The organism is Desulfitobacterium chlororespirans DSM 11544 (assembly GCF_900143285.1).
Classification (GTDB): domain Bacteria; phylum Bacillota; class Desulfitobacteriia; order Desulfitobacteriales; family Desulfitobacteriaceae; genus Desulfitobacterium; species Desulfitobacterium chlororespirans.
Genome location: NZ_FRDN01000003.1, coordinates 500381 through 526192, shown reverse-complemented (window position 1 = coordinate 526192; position 25812 = coordinate 500381). Strand labels below are relative to the sequence as shown.

29 protein-coding genes, 2 tRNA genes and 2 other annotated features are annotated in these 25812 nt (G+C 49.0%); of the genes, 28 read left to right on the top strand and 3 right to left on the bottom strand.

Going from position 1 to position 25812, the window contains the following annotated elements; all coding sequences use genetic code 11:
- Nucleotides 1-153 precede the first annotated feature (153 nt).
- Complete coding sequence (gene rbr / locus BUA14_RS02355) at nt 154-738, top strand: rubrerythrin (RefSeq protein WP_072771086.1); 585 nt, start codon at nt 154-156, stop codon at nt 736-738.
- Nucleotides 739-792: 54 nt separating this feature from the next.
- Here rbr and BUA14_RS02350 read toward each other — a convergent pair whose 3' ends face one another.
- Nucleotides 793-2124, bottom strand: coding sequence for an MFS transporter (locus tag BUA14_RS02350; protein WP_072771085.1), 1332 nt, complete (start codon nt 2122-2124; stop codon nt 793-795).
- Nucleotides 2125-2284: 160 nt separating this feature from the next.
- Here BUA14_RS02350 and BUA14_RS02345 point away from each other — a divergent pair, with 160 nt between their 5' ends.
- From BUA14_RS02345 to radA, 7 genes are all read left to right on the top strand, one after another.
- Nucleotides 2285-2713: a universal stress protein gene (locus BUA14_RS02345; RefSeq protein WP_072771084.1), complete on the top strand. Its 429-nt coding sequence runs from the start codon at nt 2285-2287 to the stop codon at nt 2711-2713.
- A 186-nt stretch (nt 2714-2899) separates the two neighbouring features.
- Nucleotides 2900-3313 carry a hypothetical protein gene (locus BUA14_RS02340; RefSeq protein WP_072771083.1) on the top strand — a complete coding sequence of 138 codons (414 nt, stop codon included), beginning with the start codon at nt 2900-2902 and terminating at the stop codon, nt 3311-3313.
- A gap of 226 nt (nt 3314-3539) precedes the next feature.
- Nucleotides 3540-4010, top strand: a complete 471-nt coding sequence (locus BUA14_RS02335; RefSeq protein ID WP_072771082.1) for a CtsR family transcriptional regulator — start codon at nt 3540-3542, stop codon at nt 4008-4010.
- Between the two features lie 16 nt (nt 4011-4026).
- Entirely contained in the window at nt 4027-4524 is a 498-nt protein-coding gene (locus BUA14_RS02330) for a UvrB/UvrC motif-containing protein (protein ID WP_015942740.1), read from the top strand.
- 4 nt (nt 4525-4528) lie between these two features.
- The gene (locus BUA14_RS02325; RefSeq protein ID WP_072771081.1) at nt 4529-5581 is read left to right on the top strand and encodes a protein arginine kinase; all 1053 of its coding nucleotides are present in this window, start codon (nt 4529-4531) and stop codon (nt 5579-5581) included.
- Between the two features lie 60 nt (nt 5582-5641).
- On the top strand, nt 5642-8122 hold the full coding sequence (locus BUA14_RS02320) for an ATP-dependent Clp protease ATP-binding subunit (RefSeq protein ID WP_072771080.1): 2481 nt from the start codon (nt 5642-5644) through the stop codon (nt 8120-8122).
- Between the two features lie 303 nt (nt 8123-8425).
- Nucleotides 8426-9775 carry a DNA repair protein RadA gene (gene radA, locus BUA14_RS02315; RefSeq protein ID WP_072771079.1) on the top strand — a complete coding sequence of 450 codons (1350 nt, stop codon included), beginning with the start codon at nt 8426-8428 and terminating at the stop codon, nt 9773-9775.
- Between the two features lie 135 nt (nt 9776-9910).
- Here the strand turns inward: radA and BUA14_RS02310 are convergent, their stop codons facing one another.
- Nucleotides 9911-10303, bottom strand: a complete 393-nt coding sequence (locus tag BUA14_RS02310; RefSeq protein ID WP_072771078.1) for a nucleoside triphosphate pyrophosphohydrolase family protein — start codon at nt 10301-10303, stop codon at nt 9911-9913.
- Between the two features lie 201 nt (nt 10304-10504).
- On the opposite strand from BUA14_RS02310, the gene BUA14_RS02305 reads away from it, so the two are divergent.
- From BUA14_RS02305 to rplL, 20 genes are all read left to right on the top strand, one after another.
- Nucleotides 10505-10981 (top strand): CarD family transcriptional regulator, encoded by a 477-nt coding sequence (locus tag BUA14_RS02305; RefSeq protein ID WP_072771077.1) that lies wholly within the window; start codon nt 10505-10507, stop codon nt 10979-10981.
- Between the two features lie 81 nt (nt 10982-11062).
- Nucleotides 11063-12229, top strand: a complete 1167-nt coding sequence (locus BUA14_RS02300; protein ID WP_072771076.1) for a PIN/TRAM domain-containing protein — start codon at nt 11063-11065, stop codon at nt 12227-12229.
- The gene (ispD, locus tag BUA14_RS02295; RefSeq protein WP_072771075.1) at nt 12222-12929 is read left to right on the top strand and encodes a 2-C-methyl-D-erythritol 4-phosphate cytidylyltransferase; all 708 of its coding nucleotides are present in this window, start codon (nt 12222-12224) and stop codon (nt 12927-12929) included. Before BUA14_RS02300 ends, ispD begins: the two co-directional genes overlap by 8 nt.
- Nucleotides 12930-13052: 123 nt before the next feature.
- The gene (gene ispF, locus BUA14_RS02290) at nt 13053-13529 is read left to right on the top strand and encodes a 2-C-methyl-D-erythritol 2,4-cyclodiphosphate synthase (RefSeq protein WP_072771074.1); all 477 of its coding nucleotides are present in this window, start codon (nt 13053-13055) and stop codon (nt 13527-13529) included.
- A 29-nt stretch (nt 13530-13558) separates the two neighbouring features.
- Entirely contained in the window at nt 13559-15025 is a 1467-nt protein-coding gene (gltX, locus tag BUA14_RS02285; protein ID WP_072771073.1) for a glutamate--tRNA ligase, read from the top strand.
- A gap of 190 nt (nt 15026-15215) precedes the next feature.
- Nucleotides 15216-15421, top strand: a binding site (T-box leader).
- An 88-nt stretch (nt 15422-15509) separates the two neighbouring features.
- Complete coding sequence (gene cysE / locus BUA14_RS02280) at nt 15510-16181, top strand: serine O-acetyltransferase (protein ID WP_072771072.1); 672 nt, start codon at nt 15510-15512, stop codon at nt 16179-16181.
- Nucleotides 16182-16186: 5 nt separating this feature from the next.
- Nucleotides 16187-17620, top strand: coding sequence for a cysteine--tRNA ligase (gene cysS, locus BUA14_RS02275; protein ID WP_072771071.1), 1434 nt, complete (start codon nt 16187-16189; stop codon nt 17618-17620).
- A gap of 30 nt (nt 17621-17650) precedes the next feature.
- Entirely contained in the window at nt 17651-18124 is a 474-nt protein-coding gene (locus BUA14_RS02270; RefSeq protein ID WP_072771070.1) for a Mini-ribonuclease 3, read from the top strand.
- Between the two features lie 31 nt (nt 18125-18155).
- On the top strand, nt 18156-18854 hold the full coding sequence (gene thyX / locus BUA14_RS02265) for an FAD-dependent thymidylate synthase (protein WP_072771069.1): 699 nt from the start codon (nt 18156-18158) through the stop codon (nt 18852-18854).
- Nucleotides 18851-19591: a 23S rRNA (guanosine(2251)-2'-O)-methyltransferase RlmB gene (gene rlmB, locus BUA14_RS02260; RefSeq protein WP_072771068.1), complete on the top strand. Its 741-nt coding sequence runs from the start codon at nt 18851-18853 to the stop codon at nt 19589-19591. The genes thyX and rlmB overlap by 4 nt, the downstream gene beginning before the upstream one ends.
- A gap of 261 nt (nt 19592-19852) precedes the next feature.
- Nucleotides 19853-20506, top strand: coding sequence for an RNA polymerase sporulation sigma factor SigH (sigH, locus tag BUA14_RS02255; protein WP_015942746.1), 654 nt, complete (start codon nt 19853-19855; stop codon nt 20504-20506).
- Between the two features lie 141 nt (nt 20507-20647).
- Nucleotides 20648-20731: transfer RNA gene (locus tag BUA14_RS02250), tRNA-Tyr, on the top strand.
- An 11-nt stretch (nt 20732-20742) separates the two neighbouring features.
- Nucleotides 20743-20817, top strand: a tRNA-Met gene (locus BUA14_RS02245).
- Between the two features lie 153 nt (nt 20818-20970).
- A complete protein-coding gene (rpmG, locus tag BUA14_RS02240; RefSeq protein ID WP_005810204.1) occupies nt 20971-21120 on the top strand; it encodes a 50S ribosomal protein L33 in 150 nt (49 codons plus the stop codon).
- 109 nt (nt 21121-21229) lie between these two features.
- Nucleotides 21230-21448 carry a preprotein translocase subunit SecE gene (gene secE / locus BUA14_RS02235; protein ID WP_072771067.1) on the top strand — a complete coding sequence of 73 codons (219 nt, stop codon included), beginning with the start codon at nt 21230-21232 and terminating at the stop codon, nt 21446-21448.
- 119 nt (nt 21449-21567) lie between these two features.
- Nucleotides 21568-22095: a transcription termination/antitermination protein NusG gene (gene nusG / locus BUA14_RS02230; RefSeq protein ID WP_005810198.1), complete on the top strand. Its 528-nt coding sequence runs from the start codon at nt 21568-21570 to the stop codon at nt 22093-22095.
- A 47-nt stretch (nt 22096-22142) separates the two neighbouring features.
- Nucleotides 22143-22571, top strand: a complete 429-nt coding sequence (rplK, locus tag BUA14_RS02225) for a 50S ribosomal protein L11 (protein ID WP_005810197.1) — start codon at nt 22143-22145, stop codon at nt 22569-22571.
- A gap of 48 nt (nt 22572-22619) precedes the next feature.
- Nucleotides 22620-23312 carry a 50S ribosomal protein L1 gene (gene rplA / locus BUA14_RS02220; protein WP_072771066.1) on the top strand — a complete coding sequence of 231 codons (693 nt, stop codon included), beginning with the start codon at nt 22620-22622 and terminating at the stop codon, nt 23310-23312.
- A gap of 65 nt (nt 23313-23377) precedes the next feature.
- Nucleotides 23378-23512: a sequence feature (ribosomal protein L10 leader region), on the top strand.
- A 27-nt stretch (nt 23513-23539) separates the two neighbouring features.
- Nucleotides 23540-24064, top strand: coding sequence for a 50S ribosomal protein L10 (rplJ, locus tag BUA14_RS02215; protein ID WP_005810195.1), 525 nt, complete (start codon nt 23540-23542; stop codon nt 24062-24064).
- Nucleotides 24065-24220: 156 nt separating this feature from the next.
- Entirely contained in the window at nt 24221-24595 is a 375-nt protein-coding gene (rplL, locus tag BUA14_RS02210) for a 50S ribosomal protein L7/L12 (RefSeq protein WP_072771065.1), read from the top strand.
- A gap of 74 nt (nt 24596-24669) precedes the next feature.
- On the opposite strand, the gene BUA14_RS02205 is transcribed toward rplL, so the two are convergent.
- Entirely contained in the window at nt 24670-25800 is a 1131-nt protein-coding gene (locus BUA14_RS02205; protein WP_072771064.1) for a response regulator, read from the bottom strand.
- Between the last annotated feature and the right edge of the window lie 12 nt (nt 25801-25812).

Below are 25812 nucleotides of genomic sequence, written 5' to 3'. Positions count from 1 at the left end.
AATCAGGTAATCAATAATGATTTTAAAAAACTTTAGGAAAAGAGGCAGGAAAAGCAAGCTAAATGAAGAATTTAACAAAAGTGTATTGAGCTGAGTATAGAAAGACCAATACTTGGTATACTACCAAAAGTAAAAACGGGGAGGTTTGTATCAATGGATTTCAAAGATTCAAAAACATTTCAGAACTTAGTCAATGGATTTGCGGGGGAGTCTCAAGCACGCAATCGCTATACCTTTTACGCCGGCGTCGCCAAGAATGAAGGACACCAAGCCATTCAAAACATCTTTATCTCTACTGCAGACAACGAAAAAGAGCATGCAAAAGTGTTCTATAAATTCCTGCAAAAATATGCCGGTGATCAAACGGAGGTTTTCCGTGTGAACGCCGATTATCCTCTCAACTATCGGGATACTTTGGCCAACCTGAAGAGCGCAGCCGCCGGTGAAGGTGAAGAAGTAATCGACTACAATACTTTTGCCGATATTGCTGATGAAGAAGGCTATGCCGAGATCGCTGTGGCCTTCCGCAAAATCGCCACGGTAGAAGCTCACCATCAAGAGCGTTATGCCCGTTTGGCCGCTGAATTGGAAAATGGCACTCTCTACAAAAAAGATGAAAAAATCTCCTGGAAATGTGAGAACTGTGGCTATGTTCATGAGGGCTCCGGAGCTCCCGATCTTTGCCCGGCTTGCCAACATCCTCAAGGCTATTTCAAGCCTCTGCCGGAAGTATATTAAAAAACTGCTCCAGATCAGGATATTGCGAAGAACCCGTAAAGGGTTCTTTGTTTTTTACCCTGGAACGGGCTGTTCCTTTATCAACAGAGCGGCCATAAAGCCTAAAGCAGCCATGCTCAGGATGACCCACCAGGCGGCACTGGGATTGCCGCTGAAATCCAAAATCAGACCGATGGTTAAGCTGGCCAGGGAGCTGCCGATGAATTCGGCCATATTGGTAATCGCTGTGGCCATGCCGCTGTAGTGGAGAGGGTTGACAGCGGTAACATTGGAGAAAGCGAGAATATGAGTCATGATGAGCAGGCCGAAGATGAAGAAAAAGGCGGGCCAGAGCTCTGCCGCCGGGCGGCCGCCGGCGATGATGGCGATGTATATCCACAACAGCAGGTTAAGCCCCGTCCCGGCTAAAAGTGTTGGGCGGATACCCTTCAGCAAACGGACCCAAAGGGTGAGCAAAGGAGCGCCCAGGATAAAGCCGAAGGTGGCAAAGGTCACATATCCCGCTGCGGTGGCTTTATCGAGAGAGTAGAGTTGAGTCATGAGGGGAATTCCCCACAGTCCCAGCAAGGTGGTGCTGGATCCGGTAAAGGCGAAAAGGATCAGCACATTGGGCCAGGTCCGGGGATTCTTGAGAACGCAGGAGAGGCTTTCCTTGAGGTAGGCCAGGAAAGGAAGAGGCTTTACTGCGGTGTAGGTATGTTCTGAGGCTTGGGAATGTTTTCGGTTTAAGGGGCTGATTGAGCCGGTTGGACCGGTTGGACCTGCTGAACCTGCTGCGGCTGTCTCCCGAGAGGGGCTGGAAATCTCCGTCCTGGCATCCCGCACTCCCCAGAGTACCAGGAGGGCCAACAAAAGAGAGATGCCGGCCATCCAATAAAAGACGTTCCGCCAACCGAAGGTCAGGGAGAGAAAGGTCAGGGGGTAGAGAGCCAATAAGGAGCCGAAATTGCCAAAGAAGGACGTCAGTCCCGACAGGGCGGAGAAGCGGGAAAGAGGAAACCAGGTGGCTTGAATCTTGAAGATGGAGACGATAATCACCGAGGAACCGATGCCGACCAGGAAACGGGAGAGGTAGGCTGCTTCCAGGGTATGGGCCAGTCCGAACAGAATGCTTCCGGCCGCTGTGACTAAGAGCCCGCAGAAGTTGATTTTGCGGACACCGATGCGATCCACCAGGATGCCTACGGGTATTTGCATCAGGGCGTAGGCGTAATAGTTCATGGCGGTCAGATTCCCCAGGGTCACTGAATTCATGGGAATTTCCCGGGTCAGTTCATCTGCTACAGAGCCAACGGATAAGCGGTGAAAAAAGACGGTAATGAAGGCTATGACTAAGATGCTCCAACTGCTCCAGCCATAACGGAATGATTTTACATAGGGTTGCAAAATTCCCACTTCTTTCTGAGATGGTTAACAAGCCGACCTGCTACATTTTTAAAAATGTCCTATAAAACACTATTATAAGTTGCTTTTTGAAAAATAACTACTTAAAATTAAAGTAAGAAGAATCCTTGCCGGGAGTCTTTAAAAGAAGGGGGCAATTTCTATGTATAAGAAAATACTTGTTCCAACAGATGCGTCAGAATTCTCTGTGCGGGCCTTTAAGACGGCTGTCGAGCTGGCCGGACTTTTTCAATCAGAAATTGTACTCATTCATGTGACCTATACCCCTCAAGCTCTTTGGGGCAACACTGTGCCTTATGGCTATATTTTTTCCCAGGAGGATGTTGCAAAGAACGGCCAGATGGCCTTAGAGGCGACCATGGCAGAAGTGTCTGCGGAGGGAGTGCCGACGAAAACGGTGCTGGAGATTGGTCATCCGGTCATTAAGATTATCGATCAGATTAAGAAGGATGATATTGATTTGGTGGTTATCGGCAGTCATGGCTATGGACCTATCACGGGATCTGTCCTGGGCAGCGTCAGCCAACGGGTATTGCAGAAATCATCGGTTCCGGTGTTGCTTGTGAAGTAGGCTGAGCACTGCTTAGTTAGGTCGGTTCTGCTTTATGAATCAGGTGATTCGCAGCAAAGTCAGACAAATTAGTACAAAATTCTTGGATAAATAGGCCTTTAGCCCTGCTATGGCAAGCAGGGTTTTTTCTTTTTTTAGCGAATACCAAAATGTGTAAGTTAAACCCAATAGGAGCGTAGTGCAGACATGAAGGAAAAAGAAATTCGACTCACTTCAGAGGAGATTGACTATCTATTAAAAGGTACGATTCATTGGGAGGATATCGCATCCCGGACGGCAGGGCCCTTAAGAAAATCTGTGGACCCGGGGACCAAAGAGGCTGAGTCTGGTGACTACCTGAAGAAGCCTTCCTTTAAGGATATTGAGCAGACAAAGGTTCCGGAAAGAGGTCCTTTTAATAGTGAGGGTCAGGGCAGGAACTTTAATCATAATGAAAAGGACCGGGAAAGCTTTAATTTTAAAGAGGATACCGATGAAGACTTTGCTGAAGACTTCCTGGCAGAGGACCAGCCCTTTTGGTCGGGAACCAAAGTCTATATCATCTTATCCTTAACGGGATGCATCACCCTGGGGACATGGGCATACTTCGTTTTTGCTTGATTGGCAAAAACGAAGTTTTTTTATCACCCTCAGCCGGTTCCCTCTGCCCGCTCCGGATAACACTATGCAATGATTTATAAGAAATCGGGAAGGATAGTTTGGTAAGACTGGCAGAAAGAATCTGCTGAAAGTATTTGCAAAAATGCATTTTTAGGGTAAAATATTAATCAAAGGTCAAAGAAGGTCATAAGGTCAAAGAATGTCATAGTCAAGGGAGTGTCGTGTAATGGGAAATCTAGCGGACCGCATCGAGGTTTATTTGAAGCGGATCCTGGAACAAGCGGCGGAGGGCTATGTTATCCTGCAACGGGGTGTTCTGGCTGAGGAGTTCTCATGTGCTCCATCTCAGATTAATTATGTTCTTGATACTCGCTTTTCCGTGGAGCGGGGATATTTGGTAGAGAGCCGTCGCGGCGGCGGCGGGTATCTGCGGATTGTCCGCCTGGGCTTTCATGATGACGGAGATTTTCAAAATATAATGAAGCAGCTTATCGGCAGCCAGTTGGGAGAAAGTCGTGCCTTTAATCTGCTGCAGCGCCTGGTTGAAGATGAGATTATTACCCGGCGGGAAGAAGAAATCATTCGTACTGTTTTCCACCGGGATACTCTGGGCCCGGAAAGCCCCACCACCAACGCGCTCAGAGCTCATATGATGAAACGAATCCTTCTGACCTTAAGCCGTGAGGATTTGCATTAAACAGGAGGGGATCACTATGCTCTGCCAACATTGCCAACAGAGAGAGGCCAATGTTCAGTTTACCAAGATCGTCAATGGGGAAATGGTCAAACTGTACCTTTGCGATCACTGCGCTAAGAATGCTCCGGAAGTGAGCTTTGTTTTCAGCCCGGGAATTATTCCGGATTTCTTACAGTCCCTTTTTAATTTTACCACCAATGCCCAGGCCTTAAAGGAAGAAGCCTGCCCCCAGTGCGGCCGCCGGCTTTCGGAGATTACTCAGGCGGGAAAGCTGGGCTGCAGCGGTTGTTACGATAAATTCCAGTCGGAGCTGGAGCCTATCCTGCGCAAAATCCATGGAGGCGGCTGTCATGTGGGCAAGATTCCTGCCCGCAAAGGAGCCGACCTGCGCGAAAAAGCGGAGATTGAAAAACTCAAGGAAAAGCTCCAACAGCTCATTCGCAAGGAAGAGTTTGAAGCAGCCGCCGTGGTGCGTGACCAAATTCGTGAACTCGAGCAGAAGCTGGGGGGATGAGACTATGGAGAGAAAAGAACATTTGCTGATGAATAGTGAGTGGATGAAGGAAAACAAGGACACGCCGGTGGTGCTGAGCAGCCGGATTCGTCTGGCACGCAACCTGGAAGGAGTGCCTTTCCCTTTGGGGCTTTCCCAGGAAGCCTCTCAGGACATTGAACAGAAAGTCTCCGCTGAGCTGGAATCCCTGACTATCGATCAGGATAAATTAACCTATTATTCTATGAAGGATTTGACTCCGATTGAGCAGTATGTGCTGATCGAAAAACATCTGATCAGCCCGGCCTTGGTCAATTCCCGGGGCGCTCGCGGGGTGGCGATTAATTCGGATCACCGGGTTTCCGTGATGGTCAACGAAGAGGATCATCTCCGAATCCAGGTGCTGCTGCCGGGAGATCAGCTCAAGGAAGCCTATCTCCTGGCCAATACCATGGATGACCAGTTGGAGGAACGTTTGGATTTCGCCTATCGGGAAGCCCAAGGGTATCTGACCGCTTGCCCCACCAATGTGGGCACAGGCATGCGGGCCTCAGTGATGGTGCATATGCCGGCGCTGGTCATGACCAACCGTGTGCAGCAGTTGCTGGGGGCTCTCAATCATCTGGGCTTAGCTGTCCGGGGCTTGTATGGGGAAGGTTCTCAAGCCTTTGGGCATATCTATCAAGTATCCAATCAGATTACTCTGGGCAAGAGTGAAGAGGATACCATCACCCATCTGGAAGCGGTGACCCGACAGATTATCGAACAAGAGGTTCACGCCCGGGAAGGCTTGGTCCGGGAGGCCCCCCTGGTCCTCGAGGATAAGGTCTGGAGAGCTCGGGGAACCCTGGAAAAGGCCAGGCTTCTCAACTCTGAGGATGCTCTGCAATGCCTGTCCCTGGATCGCCTGGGAGTCGATATGGGAATTCTTCCTCCGCGTCAGCAAAGCTTCAGTACCCTGTTGGTGGAGACTTTGCCGGCTTCCCTGCAATATGGCTTGGAGCGGGAGCTTAGTCCGGAGCAAAGGGATCAGGAGCGTGCCAGCTATATGCGCAAGGCTATGGCTGAAGTAAATTAAACGAGACTTCTTTCAGTGAGCAATGATTTATGGATTAAAACAAGGATGGTGAAATCAAAAATGAATGAAAAATATACGGAGAAAGCCCTTAAAGCGCTGCAATTCGCTTCAGACGAAGCAAAGCGCATGGGCTCCAATGTGATTGGCACAGAACACCTGCTGCTTGGCTTGGTGGCTGAAGGGGAGGGTATCGCCGCCAAATCCCTCCATGGCATCGGGGTGACTCCGGAGAAAATTCGGGAACAAATCGGTAACCTGACCGGTATCGGCCAGCCCTTTACCGGAGAGGTGAGCCTGACTCCCCGGGTTAAACGGGTAATAGAGCTGGCTCATGAAGAAGCCCGTCGTCATGGGGTCAGCTATATCGGTACTGAGCACCTGCTCCTCGGTCTGCTGATGGAAGGAGAAGGTGTAGCGGCCCGGGTGCTGCGCAATCTCGGTGTGAGCCCGGAAAGAATTTGGAAGCAAGTAGTTCAGCTTTTAGGAGGCCAACCGGATGATATTCCCATGCCCGGCGGTGCTCCCGGGCCCGGTGCAGCCAAGAATAATGGAGCTTCCAATACACCGGCTTTGAATGAATTTGGCCGGGATCTGACCCAACAAGCCCGGGAGGGCAGGCTGGACCCGGTAGTGGGACGGGAAGACGAGATTGAGCGTGTAGTTCAGGTCCTCAGCCGCCGTACCAAAAATAACCCTGTGCTGATCGGCGAACCGGGTGTAGGGAAAACGGCCATTGCCGAGGGTCTGGCCCAACGGATCATCAATAATAAGGTGCCCGAAACCCTGGCGGGCAAACGGGTGGTTACCTTAGATCTCTCCGCTGTGGTGGCTGGAAGTAAATATCGCGGTGAATTTGAAGAACGCCTGAAAAAGGTCATGGAAGAGATTCGGGTGGATGGCCGCATTATCGTTTTCATCGATGAGCTTCACACCTTAATCGGGGCCGGAGCGGCTGAAGGAGCCATCGATGCGGCCAATATCCTCAAACCGGCCTTAGCCCGGGGAGAGCTCCAATGCATTGGCGCGACGACCTTGGATGAATATCGTAAATATATTGAAAAAGATCCCGCGCTGGAGCGGCGTTTCCAGCCCATTACCGTAGGAGAGCCTACAGTAGAGCAGGCTGTTCAGATTCTCCTGGGTTTACGGGATCGTTATGAAGCCCATCACCGGACCAAGATTACCGATGAAGCGGTGGAAGCGGCTGTGAAGATGTCCGATCGGTATATCTCGGATCGCTTCCTTCCCGATAAGGCCATTGATTTAATGGATGAAGCCGCTTCCCGAGTGCGCCTGGCGACCTTTACGGCTCCAACCGATCTCAAGTCTTTGGAGGAAAAGATCGAAGCCCTGAAGAATGAGAAAGAAGCGGCTGTCTTAGGTCAAGAGTTTGAAAAAGCCGCCAAGTTCCGGGACGAAGAGCATCAGCTTCGGGAAGAGCTTGCTCAGCTTCGCAACACCTGGGAGAGCAAACGGGATGTGAGCCAAAGTCAGGTCACCGCCGATGATATCGCTCAGATCGTGGCCAGCTGGACGGGAATCCCGGTGAAGAAGCTGGCTCAGGAAGAAAGCGAACGGCTCCTGGGTTTGGAAGAGGTTCTCCATCAACGGGTGGTGGGGCAAGAAGATGCTGTGAAGGCTGTTTCCCGCGCTGTGCGGCGGGCTCGTGCCGGGTTAAAAGATCCCAAACGCCCGGTAGGCTCCTTCATCTTCCTCGGACCTACCGGAGTGGGCAAGACTGAGCTGGCCCGGGCTTTGGCAGAAGCCTTATTTGGTGAGGAAGACGCTCTGATTCGCATTGATATGTCCGAATATATGGAGAAGCATGCGGTTTCCCGTCTGGTGGGAGCCCCTCCTGGATACATCGGTCATGATGAAGGGGGTCAGTTAACCGAAGCGATCCGCCGTAAACCCTATAGTGTTATCCTGCTGGATGAGATCGAAAAGGCTCATCCTGAGGTCTTCAATATCCTGCTGCAAGTTCTGGAGGATGGCCGTCTCACCGATACCAAGGGCAGGACGGTGGATTTCCGCAATGCGGTGATTATTATGACTTCCAATGTAGGCGCTTCCTTCATGAAGAAAGAAGCTTTGGGCTTTGCCTCCCGCAGGGATGAGGAAACCGAGTACAAGAATATGAGCTCACGGGTGATGGAGGAACTGAAAAAGACCTTCCGTCCGGAGTTCCTCAACCGGGTCGACGAAATTGTGGTCTTCCATTCCCTTCAAGCTGAAGGACTCTTGAAGATTACCGAGATTTTGATGAAGCAGGTCAATGGCCGCCTCCAGGAACAGGGCTATGACCTCCAGGTGGAAAAGAGCGCGCTTGAGCTTATTGCCAAAGAAGGCAATGATCCCACCTTCGGCGCCCGTCCTCTGCGCCGGGCTATCCAACGCCTGATCGAAGATAACTTGTCGGAAAAGATTCTCCTTGGAGAATTTAAGTCCGGGGACAAAATCAAAGTTGAGGCCGTAGAGGACAAGATGAAATTCGCCAAAGTCAGAGCCCGTAAAAACAAAAAAGCCGATGCAGCGGAGTGACGGAGCGGCAGCTGAGTCGGTCTGCGGGTTAAGAGAAGAATGAACAGCCATAGACTAGCCTTGGGGTTAGTCTATGGTCTTCTCTGGCGTAAACGTGTCAGGGGTGAGCATGGTGGATGGGGAACCCTATGAATTTTGTATTCTTAAGTGGATCACACTGGAATGAAAAGGGTTTTGAGCCCTCTGCGCCGTATAATAATTAGGTTGGGTGAATTCACAACCTTATCTTTTGGGCGCAAGCCAAAGCTCTTTGAGGGAGTTAGTGTATTATAGAACATATGCGGAGGAAAGGCGGATAGGGTTTTGGCAAAGGTGAAGACGCGGTTTTTTTGTCAGTCCTGCGGTCAGGAAAGCCCTCGTTGGCTTGGGAAATGTCCGGGCTGTGGGGAATGGAATACCTTAGTTGAAGAAGTTGTGGAGCGTGCCGCTGCTAAGCGTACCCCCTTAGGGGTGAAGGCGACGCCTTTGACAGAGATTCAGATCCGGGAGGAAGAACGGGTCAGCTCGGGCAGTCAGGAGCTGAATAGGGTCTTGGGTGGGGGAATCGTCCCCGGCTCCTTTGTTCTTCTGGGCGGTGAGCCGGGCATCGGCAAATCCACCCTGCTTCTGCAAACGGCGGGATTATTGGCCAAGGGCATGGATGTATTGTATATCTCCGGAGAAGAATCGGAGAAGCAGATTAAGTTGAGAGCAGAGCGGCTGGGCATTAAGGAATCCCGTTTGCATATTTTAACAGAGACCCGGCTGGAGGTGGTCCGGGACGTGGCTTTGGCTATGCGGCCGGGTCTCTTAATCGTCGACTCTATCCAAACCATGGTATTAGAAGAGCTGCAGGCCGCCGCAGGCAGTGTGAGCCAGGTGCGGGAGGGCGCGGCCTTTTTGATGCGGTTAGCCAAAGAGGAGGAGATCTCCATCTTTCTTGTCGGCCATGTGACCAAGGACGGAGCTATCGCCGGACCGAGAGTCCTTGAACATATTGTGGATACGGTGCTTTATTTTGAAGGGGACCGTCATCATGTTTATCGTTTGTTAAGGGCAGTGAAGAATCGTTTCGGCTCCACCAATGAGATCGGTGTTTTTGAGATGCATGAAGATGGTTTGGTGGAGGTTCCCAATCCCTCAAAAGTGTTCTTGGGAGAGAATTCAGCCACGGCGCCCGGCTCCTCGGTGGCGGTGATCGTGGAAGGTTCCCGGCCTTTGCTGGTGGAGATTCAGGCTCTCGTGACTCCCACCACCTATGGACCGCCTCGCCGTACGGCTACGGGAATCGACTACAACCGGATTTTAATGCTCCTGGCTGTTTTGGATAAAAAGGTAGGCCTTCATCTGGGAGCTCAGGATGTGTTTATCAATATTGCCGGCGGTATCCGCATCGATGAACCGGGAGTGGATCTGGCCTGCATTGCAGCTATTGCCTCCAGCCTGGGGGAACGACCGGTGAAGCGCTATGCTTTGATTGGGGAAGTGGGGCTTACCGGGGAAGTGCGCGGGATTTCTCAGATCGAGAATCGAGTGAAGGAAGCTGTGAAGCTGGGCTTTGAAGGCTGTATTATTCCCCGTATTAATGTCTCAGCGGTGAAGGTTCCCGGGAACTTTACGGTGATTCCGGTGAAGACGGTGGAGGAGGCTGTCCAGGTTATGTTTGAGCAGTAATCTTGCTGTGCTTGAAATGGATATAAAATAAGCCGCATCCTGAAGATACGGCTGTAACAGATTTTTCACTAAAAGTTAAGAGAATGTTTATGGTTTATTTAAGGTTCACATGGTAACATCAGAATTGAGCGGGTTCTAGGTGAGGTTAAAGATGGTCAGGGTAGCAAGTCGTGTTTCTTCTTTTTGGATGACGTCGTCAAGAGAAATTCCCAGGGTGTTTGCTAAGGCGGCTATGTAGAAGAGCTGCTTACCCAGTTCCGTTTCGATGATGTCTTTGCAGCTTTCGCAAAGCTCGCCGTCAAGCTGGCTGTCCAGCAAACTCTTTAAGTCGCTAAAACTCGCTTCTTCCGGGATAGGTTTCTTGCGGGCGTCTATGCTTAAGCAGCCACAATCGGTTACCGTCTTGACCACAGCCCGATTGACCCGAGCAGAGGCTTCCTGACCCTTGGTCAGGATATCCAAGACACTTTGGTGGCGGATTAAGAGAGATTCAACGAGTATTTGATAGCGATCCGTGAGATTTTCCATGAGTTATTTCCTCACTCCTTTCTGACACCTTAATTATAGCGAGCGGTTGGTGGAGTTGTCAATTTTCTACAATCCTCTAATTCCGATAAATAAAACTCGAAGAAAACAAGAAATTGACAGAATAGCTCGTCTGTGATATAATTAAAAAATTTTTGACCCCCTATTTAAATATTGCTATAATGAGTATAAGGGGGGATCTGAATGTTTGATATCGGAGATAGAGTAGTTTACCCTATGCACGGGGCAGGTGTCATCGAAGCTATCGAAGAGCGAGAAGTTCTTGGCGAGTCCCATCAGTACTATGTCATGAATATTCCGGTAGGGAATATGAAGGTTTATATACCTTTAAAAAATGTGAATCAATTGGGCATACGGGGGGTTATCTCTTCCGAAGAGGTGCCTCAGGTTTTGAAAATTCTAGAAAATGAAAGCACTCTGCCTGCTTTGGCCTGGAACAGAAGATACCGGGCCAATATGGATCGAATAAAAAGCGGGGATATATATTCTGTTGCGGAGGTGGTGCGCAGTCTTTCTCAGAGGGATAGGGAAAAGGGACTATCGACAGGTGAGAAGAAAATGTATGATAATGCTTATCAGATTCTCGTCAGCGAATTGATTCTGGCTGAGGGTGTGAAAGCAGATGAAATGTCTGAGAAAATTAAGGGACTTCTTGCCTAAATTTTAGAATTGAAAATATATGGTAATTTCTTGTATAATGAAAAAAGGTTTCAGCCAAAATATGATAAAGGAGGTGAAATGATGATTCGCAACATTGTGCGCGTTATCATCACGGTTTTAGCAGGTGCCATAGGTTTTTACCTTAATGTTATTCTTATGAGACTTGAGGTGCTCCAGTCTCTGGGATGGCAGATTTCTCCCATTTGGACTTTTGTGGCGATGATAGCAATTTTTGCTATTCTCGGCTTCCTGATTGCTCCGGCGAGCATGCGAGGTTTTTTGAAGATGATTTCCTGGTTCGATGCCCGCATGACTAAAGTGCCTACACACGATTTGATTGGTGGAGCAGTTGGTGTTATTATCGGACTTATAATTGCTAGTTTATTAAGCAGTGCCTTGAGGGGCATCCCCATTATCGGCTCTGTACTATCCATTATTTTAAGCGTTTCCTTTGGTTATTTAGGTTTGATCATTGGGGTAAAACGCAAAGAGGAGGTTTTGGGCTTCTTCACCTTTCTCCCGAAATTTAAAGGGGATAAAGGAGAGAAAGGCAAGGGTAAGGATGGCAATAGACAAAGTCTTGGAGCAGCTCTGCCCAATTATAAAATTTTGGATACCAGTGTGATTATCGATGGGCGTATTGCGGACATCGTTCAGACCGGCTTTCTTGAAGGCACACTTCTGATCCCGGGCTTTGTTCTGGAAGAGCTCCAGCATATCGCTGACTCCTCCGATCTGCTGAAGCGCAACCGCGGTCGTCGGGGCCTGGATATCTTAAACCAAATCTCCAAGGAAGAGTTGGCTAACAATGTGGAGATCATGGAAATAGATTTCGAAGATATTTCTGAAGTGGACAGCAAATTGGTCCGCTTAGGGCAGAATCTTGGCGCCCCTATTCTCACCAACGATTATAACCTTAATAAGGTAGCGGAACTGCAAGGGGTCAAGGTCCTCAATATCAATGAGCTGGCCAACGCAGTGAAACCCATTGTCCTTCCCGGAGAAGAAATGGAAGTTCAGGTGATGAAAGAGGGCAAGGAGCCGGGACAAGGGGTCGCCTATCTGGATGACGGCACCATGATCGTTGTGGATACCGGCCGGCGTTATATGGGGCAAACCATCACTGTGTTGGTAACAAGTGTACTGCAGACTGCCGCGGGACGGATGATCTTTGCTAAACCCAAAGCCCTTGTTGAAAAAAAGTCGATTGGCCTGTCAGGGACGAATGAGGTGAATGCGCTTGGTTAAGCTGGGTGTCATCATCCCTGCTGCAGGTCAAGGAAAACGCATGGGAGCCTCCGTCAATAAACAATTCCTCCCTTTGCAGGGACGCCCGCTTCTCGCCCATACTCTCTCGCTCTTTGAGCGGTCCGAGGCTGTCGCTGAGATTGTAATTGTTAGTTCAAAAGAGGATAGAGAACGAATCGGTGCATTGGTTCGTACAGAAGATTTTCAGAAGGTCTCCGCCATTGTCTTAGGCGGAGAAGAACGTCAGGAATCAGTATTTGCGGGAGTAAAGGCTCTTAGCTCGTTAATCCAAAGGGTGGCGGTCCATGATGGGGCCCGCCCCCTTTTGACTTGTCTGGAATTAAACCGGTTTTTTACAGAGGCGGAAAAGTTTGGGGCAGCCATTATGGCTGTTCCGGTCAAGGATACGATTAAACGAGTCGATGCCCAGGGTAAGGTCTTGGAGACACTTCCCCGGGAAACCCTAAGGGCTGTCCAGACTCCCCAAGTCTTTGACCGCTCTCTCCTGGAAGAAGCCCACCATAAAGCAAGAAAAGCAGGGTACCTCACCACGGACGATGCCGCTCTGATTGAATGGCTGGGTCACCCCGTCCAAACCCTGCCGGGCTCCCTGGAAAATATCAAAATCACCACTCCCGAAGACCTGGATCTGGCTGAAACAATTCTCGCCAAGCGTTTAAATTACGTGAACCATGAATGAATCACGGGGACAGGTCCCTTGATTCACTCTAGTTCATAGAACGAATGAAGTAAGTGAACCGCCCCCTAGCACGATAAATTAAATCAATAAAGTTAGATTAGCAAGTTCAAAAGGAGATAATCCATGCTAAGAGTAGGAATTGGCTATGACGTTCATGCCCTGGTGGCGGGACGTCCTCTGATACTGGCTGGAATAGACATCCCCCATGAAAAAGGATTGCTGGGTCATTCCGATGCCGATGTCTTAACCCATACCCTGATGGATGCCCTCTTAGGGGCCTTGGCACTGGGGGATTTGGGGAAGCATTTTCCGGATACTGATGAGCGATATCGGGGGATTTCCAGCATGAAGCTGCTTGAACAGGTTATGAAGCTGCTGGAGGAACGAGGCTATGCCATTGGCAATGTTGACTGCATTATCGCGGCCCAGCGGCCGAAGCTCGCTCCCTATATTCCCCAAATGCGGGAGAATCTCGCCCGTGCTCTCAAAACCGATCTGGAAAACGTTTCAGTAAAAGCAACCACCACGGAGCGCCTGGGTTTCGAAGGCCGTGAAGAAGGAATCAGTTCTCAGGCTATTGTGTGCCTGGTTAAGGTTTGAGTTAAACTATTTATTCGAGGAGGATACCTATGCTTAAAGTTCGTTTTGCCCCCAGCCCGACGGGCCCCTTACATATCGGCGGTGCGCGTTCCGCCCTCTTTAATTACCTGCTCGCCCGCAGAGAAGACGGGGTTTTTATCGTCCGCAGTGAGGATACCGATCTGGAGCGCTCCAGCCGGGAATCGGAACACAATATTATGGAGGCTCTGCGCTGGCTCAACATTCAATGGGATGAAGGACTCGAAGTCGGCGGCGACAACGGACCTTACCGCCAGACCGAGCGTCTGGCTCTTTATCAGGACTATACGGACAGGCTTTTAGCCAGTGGAGACGCCTATTATTGCTATTGTTCAGAAGAAGAGCTGGAGCAGGAACGCCAGGACTTGATGGCTAAAGGAGACACTCCCCGTTACCTGGGTAAATGCCGTCATCTTCCCGCAGAAGAGCGCCAAACATACGAAGCGGCGGGCCGTAAACCTGTGGTTCGTTTTCGGGTGCCTGAAGGCCGGCAGATTCTGATTAACGACCGGGTGCGGGGAGAAGTGGTCTTTGACAGCGATGGCATCGGCGATTATGTCATCGTTAAGTCCGATGGCATTCCCACCTATAATTTTGCCGTGGTCATCGACGATACCACTATGAATATCACCCATGTCATCCGTGGGGAAGAACATCTCTCCAATACTCCCCGTCAAGTGCTGATTTACCAGGCTTTAGGCCTCCCCACTCCGGAATTCGCTCATATCTCCCTGATCCTCAACACTGAAGGGAAAAAAATGAGCAAACGGGATGGGGATACAGCGGTTATTGATTATCAGGCCAAAGGATATCTGCCGGAGGCTGTGGTGAATTTCATTGCCCTGATGGGCTGGTCTCCCCCAGGGGAAGAAGAATTCTTTACCCTGGAGGAAATGACCCAAGCCTTCTCTTTGGAGCGGGTCTCCAAGAGTCCGGCGGTTTTTGACTTGAATAAATTAAACTATATGAACGCTCATTATATTAAGCAGGCGGACCCCGAGCGGCTCACAGATTTGGCTGTGCCTTATCTCCGGGAGATGGGAGCCATTTCCCAAGGAACCCTCTCCGAAGGGGAACGGGCCTGGGTGACTCACTACGTTCAGGCGATCATTAATCATCTTTCCTATATGGCTCAGGTTAAGGATTTCGTCCATTATGTACAAGGGGGAGAAGCCCCCGCTCCGGAAGGGGAAGCACTGGAGATCCTGCAAGGGGAACAAGTTCCGGCTGTTCTGGACCTCTTTGTGGAAAAATTAAAGAGCCTGGAGGCAATTCGTGTCGACACGGTGAAGCCTTTATTTAAGCAGATCACCAAAGAAACGAAGTTGGGCGGCAAACAAGTCTTCATGCCCATCCGGATCGCACTGACCGGACAAATGCATGGACCGGAGCTCTATGACATTGTCCCGCTGCTGGGGCTGGAGAATGTGCTGAGCCGCTTGGCGGGGACGAAGGCTTTGCTTGCTGGCAGCCGCTAATAGGATGTGGCTGCACTGAAAATAGACCCGTGAGTTTGGTCTCTAGGATTTTGATTTACACCGGTCGCTCCATAAGCTGCGCGGCCCAACTTACTTACTCTGTTGACAGGTTCTCAAGGATTCTCTATACTAACACCATGAGTTGCATTTGCATATAATGCAATAGATCCTTTTTGTTTGTGAATATGAAAGGTACGTCATGAAGGGAAAGAGTAGAAAGAGACCTTTGTCAAAGAGAGGATGGAAAAGGTGGAAGCCATCCCGAAGGAGCTTTTGAAGTGCGTCCTGGAGCGTTTGAAGGGTGAACAGATCCTTCCGTAAGGCTGCGTTAAGGCTATGAGTGGAGCAGGAAACTGTTCAATCAGAGTGGAACCGCGGAAATCCTTCGTCTCTGGACGGAGGGTTTCTTTTTATATTGAGTTATATTGAGTTGGTTTTCTGTGCCCTGTGGATTTAAGATGGATTTATCTGTAGAAGGTGATATGTGGTGTTTAGCCAAATTAAGCAAGACATTAAAGTGATTATTGAGAGAGATCCGGCGGCCAAAACGATAGTTGAGATTATCCTGTGCTATCCGGGTCTTCATGCGCTGATCGCCCATCGTCTGGCACACTGTCTGTATAAAAAGAATATGGTTTTAATCCCGCGATTAATCTCCCAGACCTCCCGTTTTTTTACAGGGATAGAAATTCATCCCGGTGCGGAAATCGGCCAGGGGCTCTTTATTGATCACGGGATGGGAGTGGTCATCGGGGAGACGGCCGAAGTGGGGGATAATGTGACCATCTACCAAGGGGTCACTCTGGGCGGAACAGGTAAAGAAAAAGGCAAAAGACACCCTACTGTTGGGAATAATGTTTTTATCGGTTCGGGAGCTAAAATATTAGGTTCCATTAAAATTGGAGATAATGTTAAAATCGGGGCAGGATCTGTGGTCACGAAGCCTGTTCCCAGCAATACCACGGTGGTGGGTGTTCCCGGAAAGGTTGTCTCCCGCCACGGAATGCCCTTAAAGGAATTGCATGTAGTTACGAAATCCGTATCTAATAAAGAGATCCGGGCAGAAGAAATGCCGGATCCTGTACAGGAAACATTGCAAATCCTCATGGAACGGATTAATTATCTGGAGAAAAAACTAGGGGAAAAGGAGAGCTGAATGCAATGGCGTTAAGGTTATTCAACACCATGAGCCACCAAAAAGAGGAGTTTAAGCCTCGGGAAGAAGGCAAAGTAGGCATGTACACCTGCGGCCCAACGGTATACAACTACTTCCATGTGGGCAATGGACGGATGCTTGTTGTTTTTGATATGATCCGCCGCTATCTTTTATATAAAGGCTATGATGTGACCTTCGTGCAAAACTTTACCGATATTGATGATAAGATTATCAAGCGGGGCCAGGAAGAGGGGAGAGATCCCCTGGAGCTGGCCCAGGGCTATATCGAAGAGTATTTTAAGGATGCCGGAGCTCTTAACCTGATGCCGGCCTCCATACATCCCAAAGCCACCGATCATATTCCAGAGATGATAGAGATTATTAAAGGCCTGGAAGAGCAAGGCTTAGCTTATGCTGTGGATGGGGATGTTTATTTTGCCGTGGACAAGCTTCCCGCTTATGGTAAGCTTTCCGGCCGGACGCTTGAGGATATGCAAGCAGGTGCCCGGGTGGAAGTAGGGGAACGCAAACGGAACCCCATGGATTTTGCACTGTGGAAAAATGCCAAACCCGGGGAGCCCTTCTGGGAAAGCCCTTGGGGAAAAGGCCGTCCCGGCTGGCATATTGAGTGTAGTGCCATGTCCTTGAAGTACTTAGGCTCCGGCTTTGATATTCACGGGGGAGGGGGAGATTTGGTCTTCCCTCACCATGAAAATGAAATTGCCCAAGCGGAAGGTTATCTTCATGGCGAGACCTTTGCCCGGTATTGGATGCATAATGCCTTTTTAACCATCAATCAACAGAAAATGTCTAAATCTCTGGGGAACTTTTTTACGGTTCGGGAGATTCTTGAACATTTCCCTGGGGAAGTGATTCGTTTTTATCTCTTGGGTACCCATTACCGCAGCCCTTTGGACTTTGATGATGAGAATCTGCGGATGGCTCAGAAAGGTCTGGAGCGTCTGCAGACCAGCATCCGCCTGGCCGACGAAGCACTGGGCCGACAAGGAAAAAATTCCGCAGATGCCGCCCCAGAGCAAAAGCTGAAGGCGGCGGCAGCAGAAGCCCGCCGGGAATTCGAAGAGGCTATGGATGACGACTTTAACTCCGCCCTGGCTTATGCCAGCCTCTTTGAGTTGGGGAAAGCCATTAACGCTCATGTGCAAGCTTATCCCTACAGCTCGGAAGGTCTGTTAAAGGCCAGAGCTACCCTTTGGGAGCTGGCTGATGTCCTGGGTTTTGATCTGGCTAAGCCTGCCAACCAAGCTGAAGCCGGCAACGAAAAACTGGATCAAGTCATGGAACTTCTCCTGGAAGTAAGAGCCATTGCCCGGAAAAAGAAAGATTGGGAAATGTCCGACCTGATCCGGGACCGGCTGAAAGATCTGGGAATTGTTCTGGAAGATACTCCTCAAGGGGCGCGTTGGACCCTGAAATAGAAAGGAGGGAAGGGCATTCTGCCCGCTCCCATGCCAAGATCCTGGCAGGAAATGAATGCCCTTACCCTGGCCTATCTGGGAGATGTGGTCTATGAGCTTTGGGTCAGGACCCATCTTCTCAATAATGGCTATGAAAAGGTTAATGAGCTTCACCGCCTGGCTACCCAATATGTCCGGGCGGGGACCCAAGCCAAACTTCTTCACCATATTCTCCCTCATCTCGATGAGCAGGAGCTCTCGGTGGTTCACCGGGGCAGAAATGCTAAAGGGGGCCACCCTAAAAGCACCGATGTCGTAACCTACCGCTATGCCACCGGCTTTGAAGCGCTGGTAGGCTATTGGCAGCTGACCGGCAGGACAGAGCGTATGCTGTGGGCCTTTGAGCAGGTGGACCAATTTGTTGGGGAAGAGGATGAAGGAAAAGGCAAGGGAGAAACAGTCAAGGAAGAAGAATCCATCACAGATGCATTGAGCTCGGCGGAGCAGTCAGAGAGGGACTGCTGAAGTCGAGGGAGGAATATAGGGGGAGAGAGAAGTGAATGTCGAACTGATTCAATACACACCGGATCCGGAAAAAGTCATTGCCGCCGCCGCTCGTTTATGCTATTCGCCTGATCCGGTTCCGGAGCTCATGGAAAAGTTGGATGAGGAAAAGGTAGCCAATTTTGTGCAGAAGCTTCGCGCCATGGGTCATCTTTCGCCCTTTGAGCATATTAGCTTTCAATTCTCGATCGATGGGGTATCTCGTGCGTTATCCCATCAATTGGTTCGCCATCGGATCGCAAGCTATTCTCAACGATCACAGCGGTATGTAAAAGAAGAGGGGTTTGACTTCGTCACCCCCCCGACCATACACCGTAATCCCCAAGCCTTGGAACGCTTCGAGAATATTATGGCTACGCTGCAAGAGGAATACCAAGCCCTGTTGGCGATGGTTCCCGCAGAGGATGCCCGTTATATCCTTCCCAATGCCTGCACCACCTCGTTGATGGCTACCTTTAATGCCCGCTCTTTAATGAATTTCTTCGAACATAGAACCTGCATGCGCGCCCAATGGGAAATCCGCATCCTGGCCGAAAAAATGCTGGAGCTGGTCCGGGGAGTTGCCCCTAATGTTTTTGGCCAAGCCGGGCCTACCTGCGTCACACAAGGGATTTGCCATGAAGGAGCTATGAGCTGCGGGCGGATTAAGGCGCTGAAGAAGGAAAAAGGAAAGGATGACCCCAACCTATGACAGATGAAATCGTATATGGACGCAACGCTGTTTGGGAACTTCTCCAATCGGGCAAACCCGTCAATAAGCTCCTCCTGCAAGGGGAAGGCACGGCCGGCCGCTTCCAGGACATAGTCAGCCATGCCCGGGCTCAGAAGATTCCCTTTCAATTCGTGGATAAAGCGGCTCTGGATCGTTTAACCGAAAAAGCCAAGCATCAAGGAATCCTGGCCTACGTCGCCCCCCGGGAATATGCCGATGTGGACGATATCCTCGCTTTGGCCGGAGAGAAAGGGGAAGATCCTTTTATCCTTGTTCTGGACGAAGTGGAAGATCCCCATAATCTGGGTGCCCTTATTCGGACAGCCGATGCTGCGGGAGTCCACGGGGTAATTATCCCCAAGCGGCGCAGTGTATCTCTGACCGCCACAGTAGCGAAGACCTCAGCTGGTGCCGTAGAGCATGTCCTGGTAGCCCGGGTAGGGAATCTGGTTCAGACCCTGAAGGACCTCCAAAAGGCAGGGTGCTGGGTCTCCGGGGCTGAAGCAGAGGGAACGGAAGTCTACCGCTCCGACCTCACAGGGGCGCGGGTCATCGTCATCGGAAGTGAAGGGAAGGGATTGAGCCGGCTGGTCAAGGAGACCTGTGATGAGATCGTCAGTCTGCCTATGAAGGGACGGATCAATTCATTAAATGCCAGTGTGGCGGGTTCCATTCTCATGTACGAGGTTCTTCGTCAGCGGGACGGCAGGAATTAGTTTATAAAGGATAAACCCATAATGGATTTGTATTGCAAAAATATTGTAAATCAACCTAAACTATGGGATAATTGGAGCCAATCATGCAAAGGGCCGGAGCCAAAAGCCCAAACCCGGCCTGTAGAGTGCATGAGACGACAGAACCTCTAAAACTTCGCCTTGACGCTTCCGTTTTTTTCAAGGTATAATGAGTATGTTCTTGAGGACAAGAGCGATAATCCATTACAACATCTTCATCACCATGATACGGGAGGGATCGCTTTGACACTTAACGCCCAACTTGAAGCGTTGGAAGAGTGCGACACGAATGAAGTCATAGTGGATGAAGAAGTGGTAGAGCTGGCCAAAAACGGTGATGCCGAAGCACAGGAATACTTAATTAATAAGTATAAGAACTTTGTCAGAGCAAAAGCAAGATCATACTTCCTGATTGGAGCAGATCGTGAAGATATTATCCAAGAAGGCATGATTGGACTCTACAAAGCGATTCGAGATTTCCGTGGTGATAAGCTCTCCTCGTTCCGAGCCTTTGCTGAGCTGTGTATTACAAGGCAGATTATTACCGCCATTAAGACGGCTACCCGGCAAAAGCATATTCCTTTGAATTCCTACGTGTCCTTAAATAAACCTATCTATGACGAAGATTCGGATAGAACCTTATTGGATGTGATTTCCGGTACCAGAATAACCGACCCTGAGGAATTGATCATCAGTCAGGAAGAGTTCGATGATATCGAGGAAAAGATGGGTGAGATCTTGAGTTCCTTGGAGTGGAAAGTCCTGATGGCTTACCTTGAAGGAAAATCCTATCAAGAGATTGCTGTAGACCTACATAGACATGTGAAATCCATTGATAATGCTCTTCAAAGAGTAAAAAGGAAGCTTGAGCGTTACTTAGAACGTCGTGATGGATAAGCTATGCTTTGCTGTGAGAGGATCATGTTGCCGGCTTGATGGAGTCGGTTTTTCATTTTCTGGTTCAACCGTTTGCTGTAGATTTTTTTTATAAAAAGGGTGTATTTTTTTAGCTTTTGGTATATAATGAATAAGTGACTTGGGTAGGTGGCCGAGTGGTTAAAGGCGGCAGACTGTAAATCTGTTCCGAAAGGTACGGTGGTTCGAATCCATTCCTGCCCACCACCACTAAACATCGCGGGATGGAGCAGCGGTAGCTCGTCGGGCTCATAACCCGAAGGTCGTCGGTTCAAATCCGGCTCCCGCAACCAAAGACGAAAATCCGCACGGCTAAAGCTCTGCGGTTTTTTTTATATTGCATACTAAATTTTTCAAATTCTTGACATGATAAATTACATATGATAATGTATTATGAGCATGGATTGAATGCGGATTTTTAGTTGTGCCCAGGGAGGTGTTCGTGAATGCGTGTTGGCATTACTTTAGCTTGTACCGAGTGCAAAAACCGGAATTATGCTTCCATAAAAAATAAGAAAAATAACCCGGATCGTTTGGAAGTTAAAAAGTATTGTAAGTTTTGCAAGTCCCACACAGCTCACAAAGAAACTAAGTAATTTATAGCTGGGCGTTGGGCGAATTGTCTTTATGTCTTGGCCCAAAAGTCTGTACGCCGGGCTGCGTTGTCAATGATGGTGGCTCAGAGTCTTGTAAGGATGTGATTGGATGGGCGCAGTTAAGAAGCAAACGAATGCTCCTGCAAAAGAAAAGTCGACAGAGTACTTTAAAGGAGTATGGAGTGAACTTAAAAAAGTACACTGGCCGGACCGCAAACAGCTATTGACTTATACAGGAGTGGTTCTCGTCGCTGTGGCTATTGTATCTGTCATGCTGTGGATTGTCGACAGCGGATTAAGCATTGTAATCACCAAGATTCTCGGATAGGTACTCAAACAGGTTGCCCCTGAAAGTATGGTGAATTATACTATTTACCGACCAAAACTTATACTTTCTGATAGTGCAAGTTAGTTTGGGGCCTTGTATTGGAGGTTCCTGTTCGAAATATGACTAAGAACTGGTATGTTATTCACACTTATTCCGGCTATGAGAATAAGGTGAAGACCAATCTTGAAAAGCGCGTAGAGTCCATGAATATGGAGGATAAAATCTTTCGTGTTCTTGTTCCCATGGAAGATGAGATTGAAATCAAAAATGGGAAGAAGAAGATCGCCAAGCGTAAAGTTTTCCCGGGCTATGTTCTGGTGGAAATGGATATGACGGACGATTCATGGTATGTGGTGCGCAATACTCCGGGTGTGACAGGTTTCGTCGGCACCGGAGCTAAGCCCATTCCCTTGCTGGATCATGAAGTACAAGCTATTCTAAAGCAAATGGGTGTGGAAGAAGTCCGTACACGTGTGGATTATACCGTGGGTCAAAACGTACGTGTAATATCAGGTCCTTTTAAGGATTTCATCGCTTCTGTTCGGGAAATCCTTGAAGATAAAGGGAAGCTGCGGGTATCTGTGTCCATGTTTGGACGGGAGACTCCGGTGGAACTTGATTTTGCTCAGGTCGAGAAAGTCGACTAGTGTCCTTTTCACTGGGCAGGAAATTACCCTATTAAGGAGGTGTAACTATGGCAAAGAAAGTCGTTGGTTTGGTTAAATTAGCTATCAACGCAGGTAAAGCAAATCCGGCACCTCCGGTTGGTCCGGCTCTTGGTCAGCACGGGGTCAATATCATGGCCTTCTGCAAAGAATACAACGAGCGTACAAAGGATCAAGCGGGATTGATTATTCCGGTTGAAATTACCGTTTATGAGGACCGTTCCTTTACCTTTATTACCAAAACTCCGCCGGCATCTATTCTATTGAAAAAAGCTGCGAACATTAATTCAGGTTCTTCAGAGCCTAACCGTAAAAAGGTGGCTCAGGTGAGCAAAACTAAAGTTCGTGAGATTGCTGAAACCAAGATGAAAGACCTCAATGCAGCAAGCGTTGAAGCGGCTATGAGTATGGTTGAAGGTACTGCGCGCAGTATGGGAATCACCATCGTCGAAGGTTAAGATTTTTGTGGGAGGGCTCGTCCCGAAGAACCACTAGGAGGTTAAAGAATGGCCAAAGTAGGTAAAAACTATCAAGAAGCGGTTAAAGCTTTTGACCGTGCTGCTCTTCATGAGCCTATGGAAGCTTTAGTAGTCGTTAAGAAGATCGCTAAAGCAAAGTTTGACGAAACTGTTGAAGTAGCATTCAAGCTCGGCATCGATACCCGTCATGCGGACCAACAAATCCGTGGAGCCCTTGTGCTTCCTCACGGAACCGGTAAAACCCGCAGTGTGTTAGTATTCGCTAAAGGCGATAAAGCTAAAGAAGCTGAGGCTGCCGGTGCAGATTTTGTTGGTGCGGAAGACATGATTGCGAAAATCGAGCAAGGTTGGTTTGGTTTCGATGTGGTTGTTGCTACACCGGATATGATGGGTATGGTCGGTAAACTGGGTCGTGTGCTTGGTCCTAAAGGACTTATGCCAAACCCCAAGACCGGTACCGTTACCTTTGATGTAGCCAAAGCTGTCAAAGAGATCAAAGCCGGTAAGATTGAATATCGTGCTGACAAAGCCGGTATCATTCATGCCCCCATCGGCAAAGTTTCCTTTAGCGAAGAACAACTCTATCAGAACTATAAGGTTCTGGTTGAGACCTTAGTTAAAGCGAAGCCGGCTGCTGCTAAGGGTCAGTATATCCGCAGCGTCACAGTGTCCTCTACTATGGGACCTGGAGTACGGATTAACCCGGTCAAAGCCAATTAATTGTATTCCAAAAAGTGTCTGGAATATTTCTTGACAGGTTTGCATAGATAAGCTATACTCTACTAGAATTGAATAGCCTTCCACTGTAGACAGCAGGTGCTCTTAGAGCTTAATGTCCTGCCGAGGTTGGAAAGATAGCCTTAAGTTATATTGGGCCTTCTTAACCTCTGCAGTCAAAGCGGGGGTTTTTCTATTAGTGTGGGTATTTCGGAAGGAGGTGGACTTAAGTGCCAAATATTGAAGAAAAAGCACAAGTGGTTGCGGAGATTAAGGAGCGATTCCAAAACTCCACAGGGGTCGTACTGGCTGATTATCGCGGCCTGACCGTTGCTCAAGTAACTCAACTGCGTGCTCAACTGCGTCAAGCCGGTGTCGAATACCATGTATTGAAAAATACCATGGTTCGCCGGGCAGCTCATGAAGTCGGTATCGAAGGTTTGGATGGATATCTGGAAGGACCTACAGCCGTTGCTTTCAGTGCTGATCCAGTGGCTGGAGCTAAAGTATTAGCTGATTTTGCTAAGACCTCGAAGACCTTTGCTATCAAAGCAGGCGTGGTTGAAGGGAAAGTTGTTGACGAAGCAGGAGTTAAAGCCCTTGCGGAACTTCCTTCTCGCGAAGTTCTCCTTGCTCAAGTCCTGCGAGGAATGCAAGCACCCCTCGTCGGCATGGCCAACGTACTTCAAGGACCAATCCGCAAAATGGGTTATGCCTTGGAAGAAGTGCGTAAGCTTAAAGAAGCTCAGGCGTAAGCGGGATTCAAAGCACTGCGCTGAGAATGGGAACTACGATGTTCGGGTTATGATGCGGGGCATGGTCCCCAAGACATCGTAACTGAATTATAATGATTTCCAGAATGGATTCCAAACAAAAATTAATTTTAAGTGATATTAGGGAGGAAAATTTCAATGTCTAAAACTGCTGAAATTCTCGAAGCCGTAAAAGGCTTAACCGTTCTCGAGCTTGCTGAGCTCGTCAAAGCTTTCGAAGAAGAATTTGGTGTTAGCGCTGCTGCTCCTGTTGCTGTAGCTGCTGCTCCTGGCGCTGCTGCTGCTCCTGTCGCTGAAGAGCAAACCGAATTCGATGTTGTTCTTATGAACGCTGGTGCCGGAAAAATCAACGTCATCAAAGTTGTTCGCGAAATCACCGGTCTTGGCCTGAAAGAAGCTAAAGAACTGGTTGACAGCGCTCCTAAGGCTGTTAAAGAAAAAGTCAGCAAAGATGATGCTGAAGCTATCAAAGCTAAGCTCGTTGAAGCTGGTGCAACTGTCGAAGTTAAATAAGTTTAGCCTATATAGTGCTTAAAGAAGGCGCCCTTCTCCCACCATTATGGTGGGAGGAGGGCGCCTTCTTTGGCTTAATCCATTTTCTTGAGAAGACGGTGATACAGGGTCTGTATGGACATTCCGGGCTCAATTCCCAATTCGGTTTGGAAAAGCTCCCATACAGTATGATAGTGGGTGATAAAGGCGGTCCGGTCCTTTTGGGTAAAATAGCAGGTTAAGAGCATTTCATGTACAGTTTCATCTAAAGGGCAGCGTTCTAAAATGCTGCTCAGAGTCTTCTCTGCTCTGACATAATCGCCTTGGGTCATATAGAATTTTACAACGGAAGAGGCCAGCTTGTAAAATTTCTGCCCATACTCGGCTTTTAGAGCCAAAGACCACAGATAGCCGTTTTCCTCCAAGTAATCCCCGGTATAAAGAGAAAGGGCCTGTTCGCATCTGGCAATGGTGCTTTGATTTACAGGGACGGAGGAAGCGATATGGGCATCAAACTCGACCTTATCAATGACTGCTTGGGGAAGGCTCAGCCAATAGCAACCGTTGCTAAAGCTTAAATCGAAAGGGATATTGGCCGAAGCTAATACTTTTTTTAGTTTGTACACGGTAGTATGGAGTTGAATATCCACTTTTTCGGTATCATATTCCGGCCAGAGAGCTTCGCAGATTCGCCACTTGGGAACTTCCTTTTCCAGATTTTGCACCAGATAGGCAAAAAGTTCTTCGGCCTTGGATGTCCGCCATTTCACTGGTTTCTTGCTGGCGGGGCCGTACACTGTAAATTTTCCGAAATAATGAATATTGGCTCCCAGAGGAGATTCGGGGGCGAAATCCTTGGCTAAGCCTTTTCTTTTGATAAGGCGTCTGACGGCTCTCTCCACATCTTCCGGGAGGAGGGGCTTTAATAAATAGTCTAAAGCATTGACCCGGAAGGCGTGCAAAGCATAGTGATCATAGGCGGTCACAAAGATGATTTCCACATCGCTGTCCATAGCCAGGATATGATTGGCTAGCTCCAGACCGCTTGTGTCAGGTATTTCAATATCCAGGAAAGCAACATCCGGTTTGGTTGCCTTTAGACTGGATAAAGCGTCTGCCGCCCTGAGAAAATTGCCGACAACCGTGATTTGACCGGTTTTTTCCAGAAGCATCTGCAGAATCTGAGTCGCCGGTTCTTCATTATCCACGATAATGGCTTTTAGCATCGATGCAGCTCC

What these genes read in the sequence shown, in the direction of transcription:
- rbr (WP_072771086.1), top strand. Translation starts at nt 154, where the DNA reads ATGGATTTCAAAGATTCAAAAACATTTCAGAACTTAGTCAATGGATTT.
- BUA14_RS02345 (WP_072771084.1), top strand. Translation starts at nt 2,285, where the DNA reads ATGTATAAGAAAATACTTGTTCCAACAGATGCGTCAGAATTCTCTGTG.
- BUA14_RS02340 (WP_072771083.1), top strand. Translation starts at nt 2,900, where the DNA reads ATGAAGGAAAAAGAAATTCGACTCACTTCAGAGGAGATTGACTATCTA.
- BUA14_RS02335 (WP_072771082.1), top strand. Translation starts at nt 3,540, where the DNA reads ATGGGAAATCTAGCGGACCGCATCGAGGTTTATTTGAAGCGGATCCTG.
- BUA14_RS02330 (WP_015942740.1), top strand. Translation starts at nt 4,027, where the DNA reads ATGCTCTGCCAACATTGCCAACAGAGAGAGGCCAATGTTCAGTTTACC.
- BUA14_RS02325 (WP_072771081.1), top strand. Translation starts at nt 4,529, where the DNA reads ATGGAGAGAAAAGAACATTTGCTGATGAATAGTGAGTGGATGAAGGAA.
- BUA14_RS02320 (WP_072771080.1), top strand. Translation starts at nt 5,642, where the DNA reads ATGAATGAAAAATATACGGAGAAAGCCCTTAAAGCGCTGCAATTCGCT.
- BUA14_RS02310 (WP_072771078.1), bottom strand. Translation starts at nt 10,303, where the DNA reads ATGGAAAATCTCACGGATCGCTATCAAATACTCGTTGAATCTCTCTTA.
- BUA14_RS02305 (WP_072771077.1), top strand. Translation starts at nt 10,505, where the DNA reads ATGTTTGATATCGGAGATAGAGTAGTTTACCCTATGCACGGGGCAGGT.
- BUA14_RS02300 (WP_072771076.1), top strand. Translation starts at nt 11,063, where the DNA reads ATGATTCGCAACATTGTGCGCGTTATCATCACGGTTTTAGCAGGTGCC.
- ispF (WP_072771074.1), top strand. Translation starts at nt 13,053, where the DNA reads ATGCTAAGAGTAGGAATTGGCTATGACGTTCATGCCCTGGTGGCGGGA.
- gltX (WP_072771073.1), top strand. Translation starts at nt 13,559, where the DNA reads ATGCTTAAAGTTCGTTTTGCCCCCAGCCCGACGGGCCCCTTACATATC.
- cysS (WP_072771071.1), top strand. Translation starts at nt 16,187, where the DNA reads ATGGCGTTAAGGTTATTCAACACCATGAGCCACCAAAAAGAGGAGTTT.
- BUA14_RS02270 (WP_072771070.1), top strand. Translation starts at nt 17,651, where the DNA reads ATGCCAAGATCCTGGCAGGAAATGAATGCCCTTACCCTGGCCTATCTG.
- rlmB (WP_072771068.1), top strand. Translation starts at nt 18,851, where the DNA reads ATGACAGATGAAATCGTATATGGACGCAACGCTGTTTGGGAACTTCTC.
- rpmG (WP_005810204.1), top strand. Translation starts at nt 20,971, where the DNA reads ATGCGTGTTGGCATTACTTTAGCTTGTACCGAGTGCAAAAACCGGAAT.
- secE (WP_072771067.1), top strand. Translation starts at nt 21,230, where the DNA reads ATGGGCGCAGTTAAGAAGCAAACGAATGCTCCTGCAAAAGAAAAGTCG.
- nusG (WP_005810198.1), top strand. Translation starts at nt 21,568, where the DNA reads ATGACTAAGAACTGGTATGTTATTCACACTTATTCCGGCTATGAGAAT.
- rplK (WP_005810197.1), top strand. Translation starts at nt 22,143, where the DNA reads ATGGCAAAGAAAGTCGTTGGTTTGGTTAAATTAGCTATCAACGCAGGT.
- rplA (WP_072771066.1), top strand. Translation starts at nt 22,620, where the DNA reads ATGGCCAAAGTAGGTAAAAACTATCAAGAAGCGGTTAAAGCTTTTGAC.
- rplL (WP_072771065.1), top strand. Translation starts at nt 24,221, where the DNA reads ATGTCTAAAACTGCTGAAATTCTCGAAGCCGTAAAAGGCTTAACCGTT.
- BUA14_RS02205 (WP_072771064.1), bottom strand. Translation starts at nt 25,800, where the DNA reads ATGCTAAAAGCCATTATCGTGGATAATGAAGAACCGGCGACTCAGATT.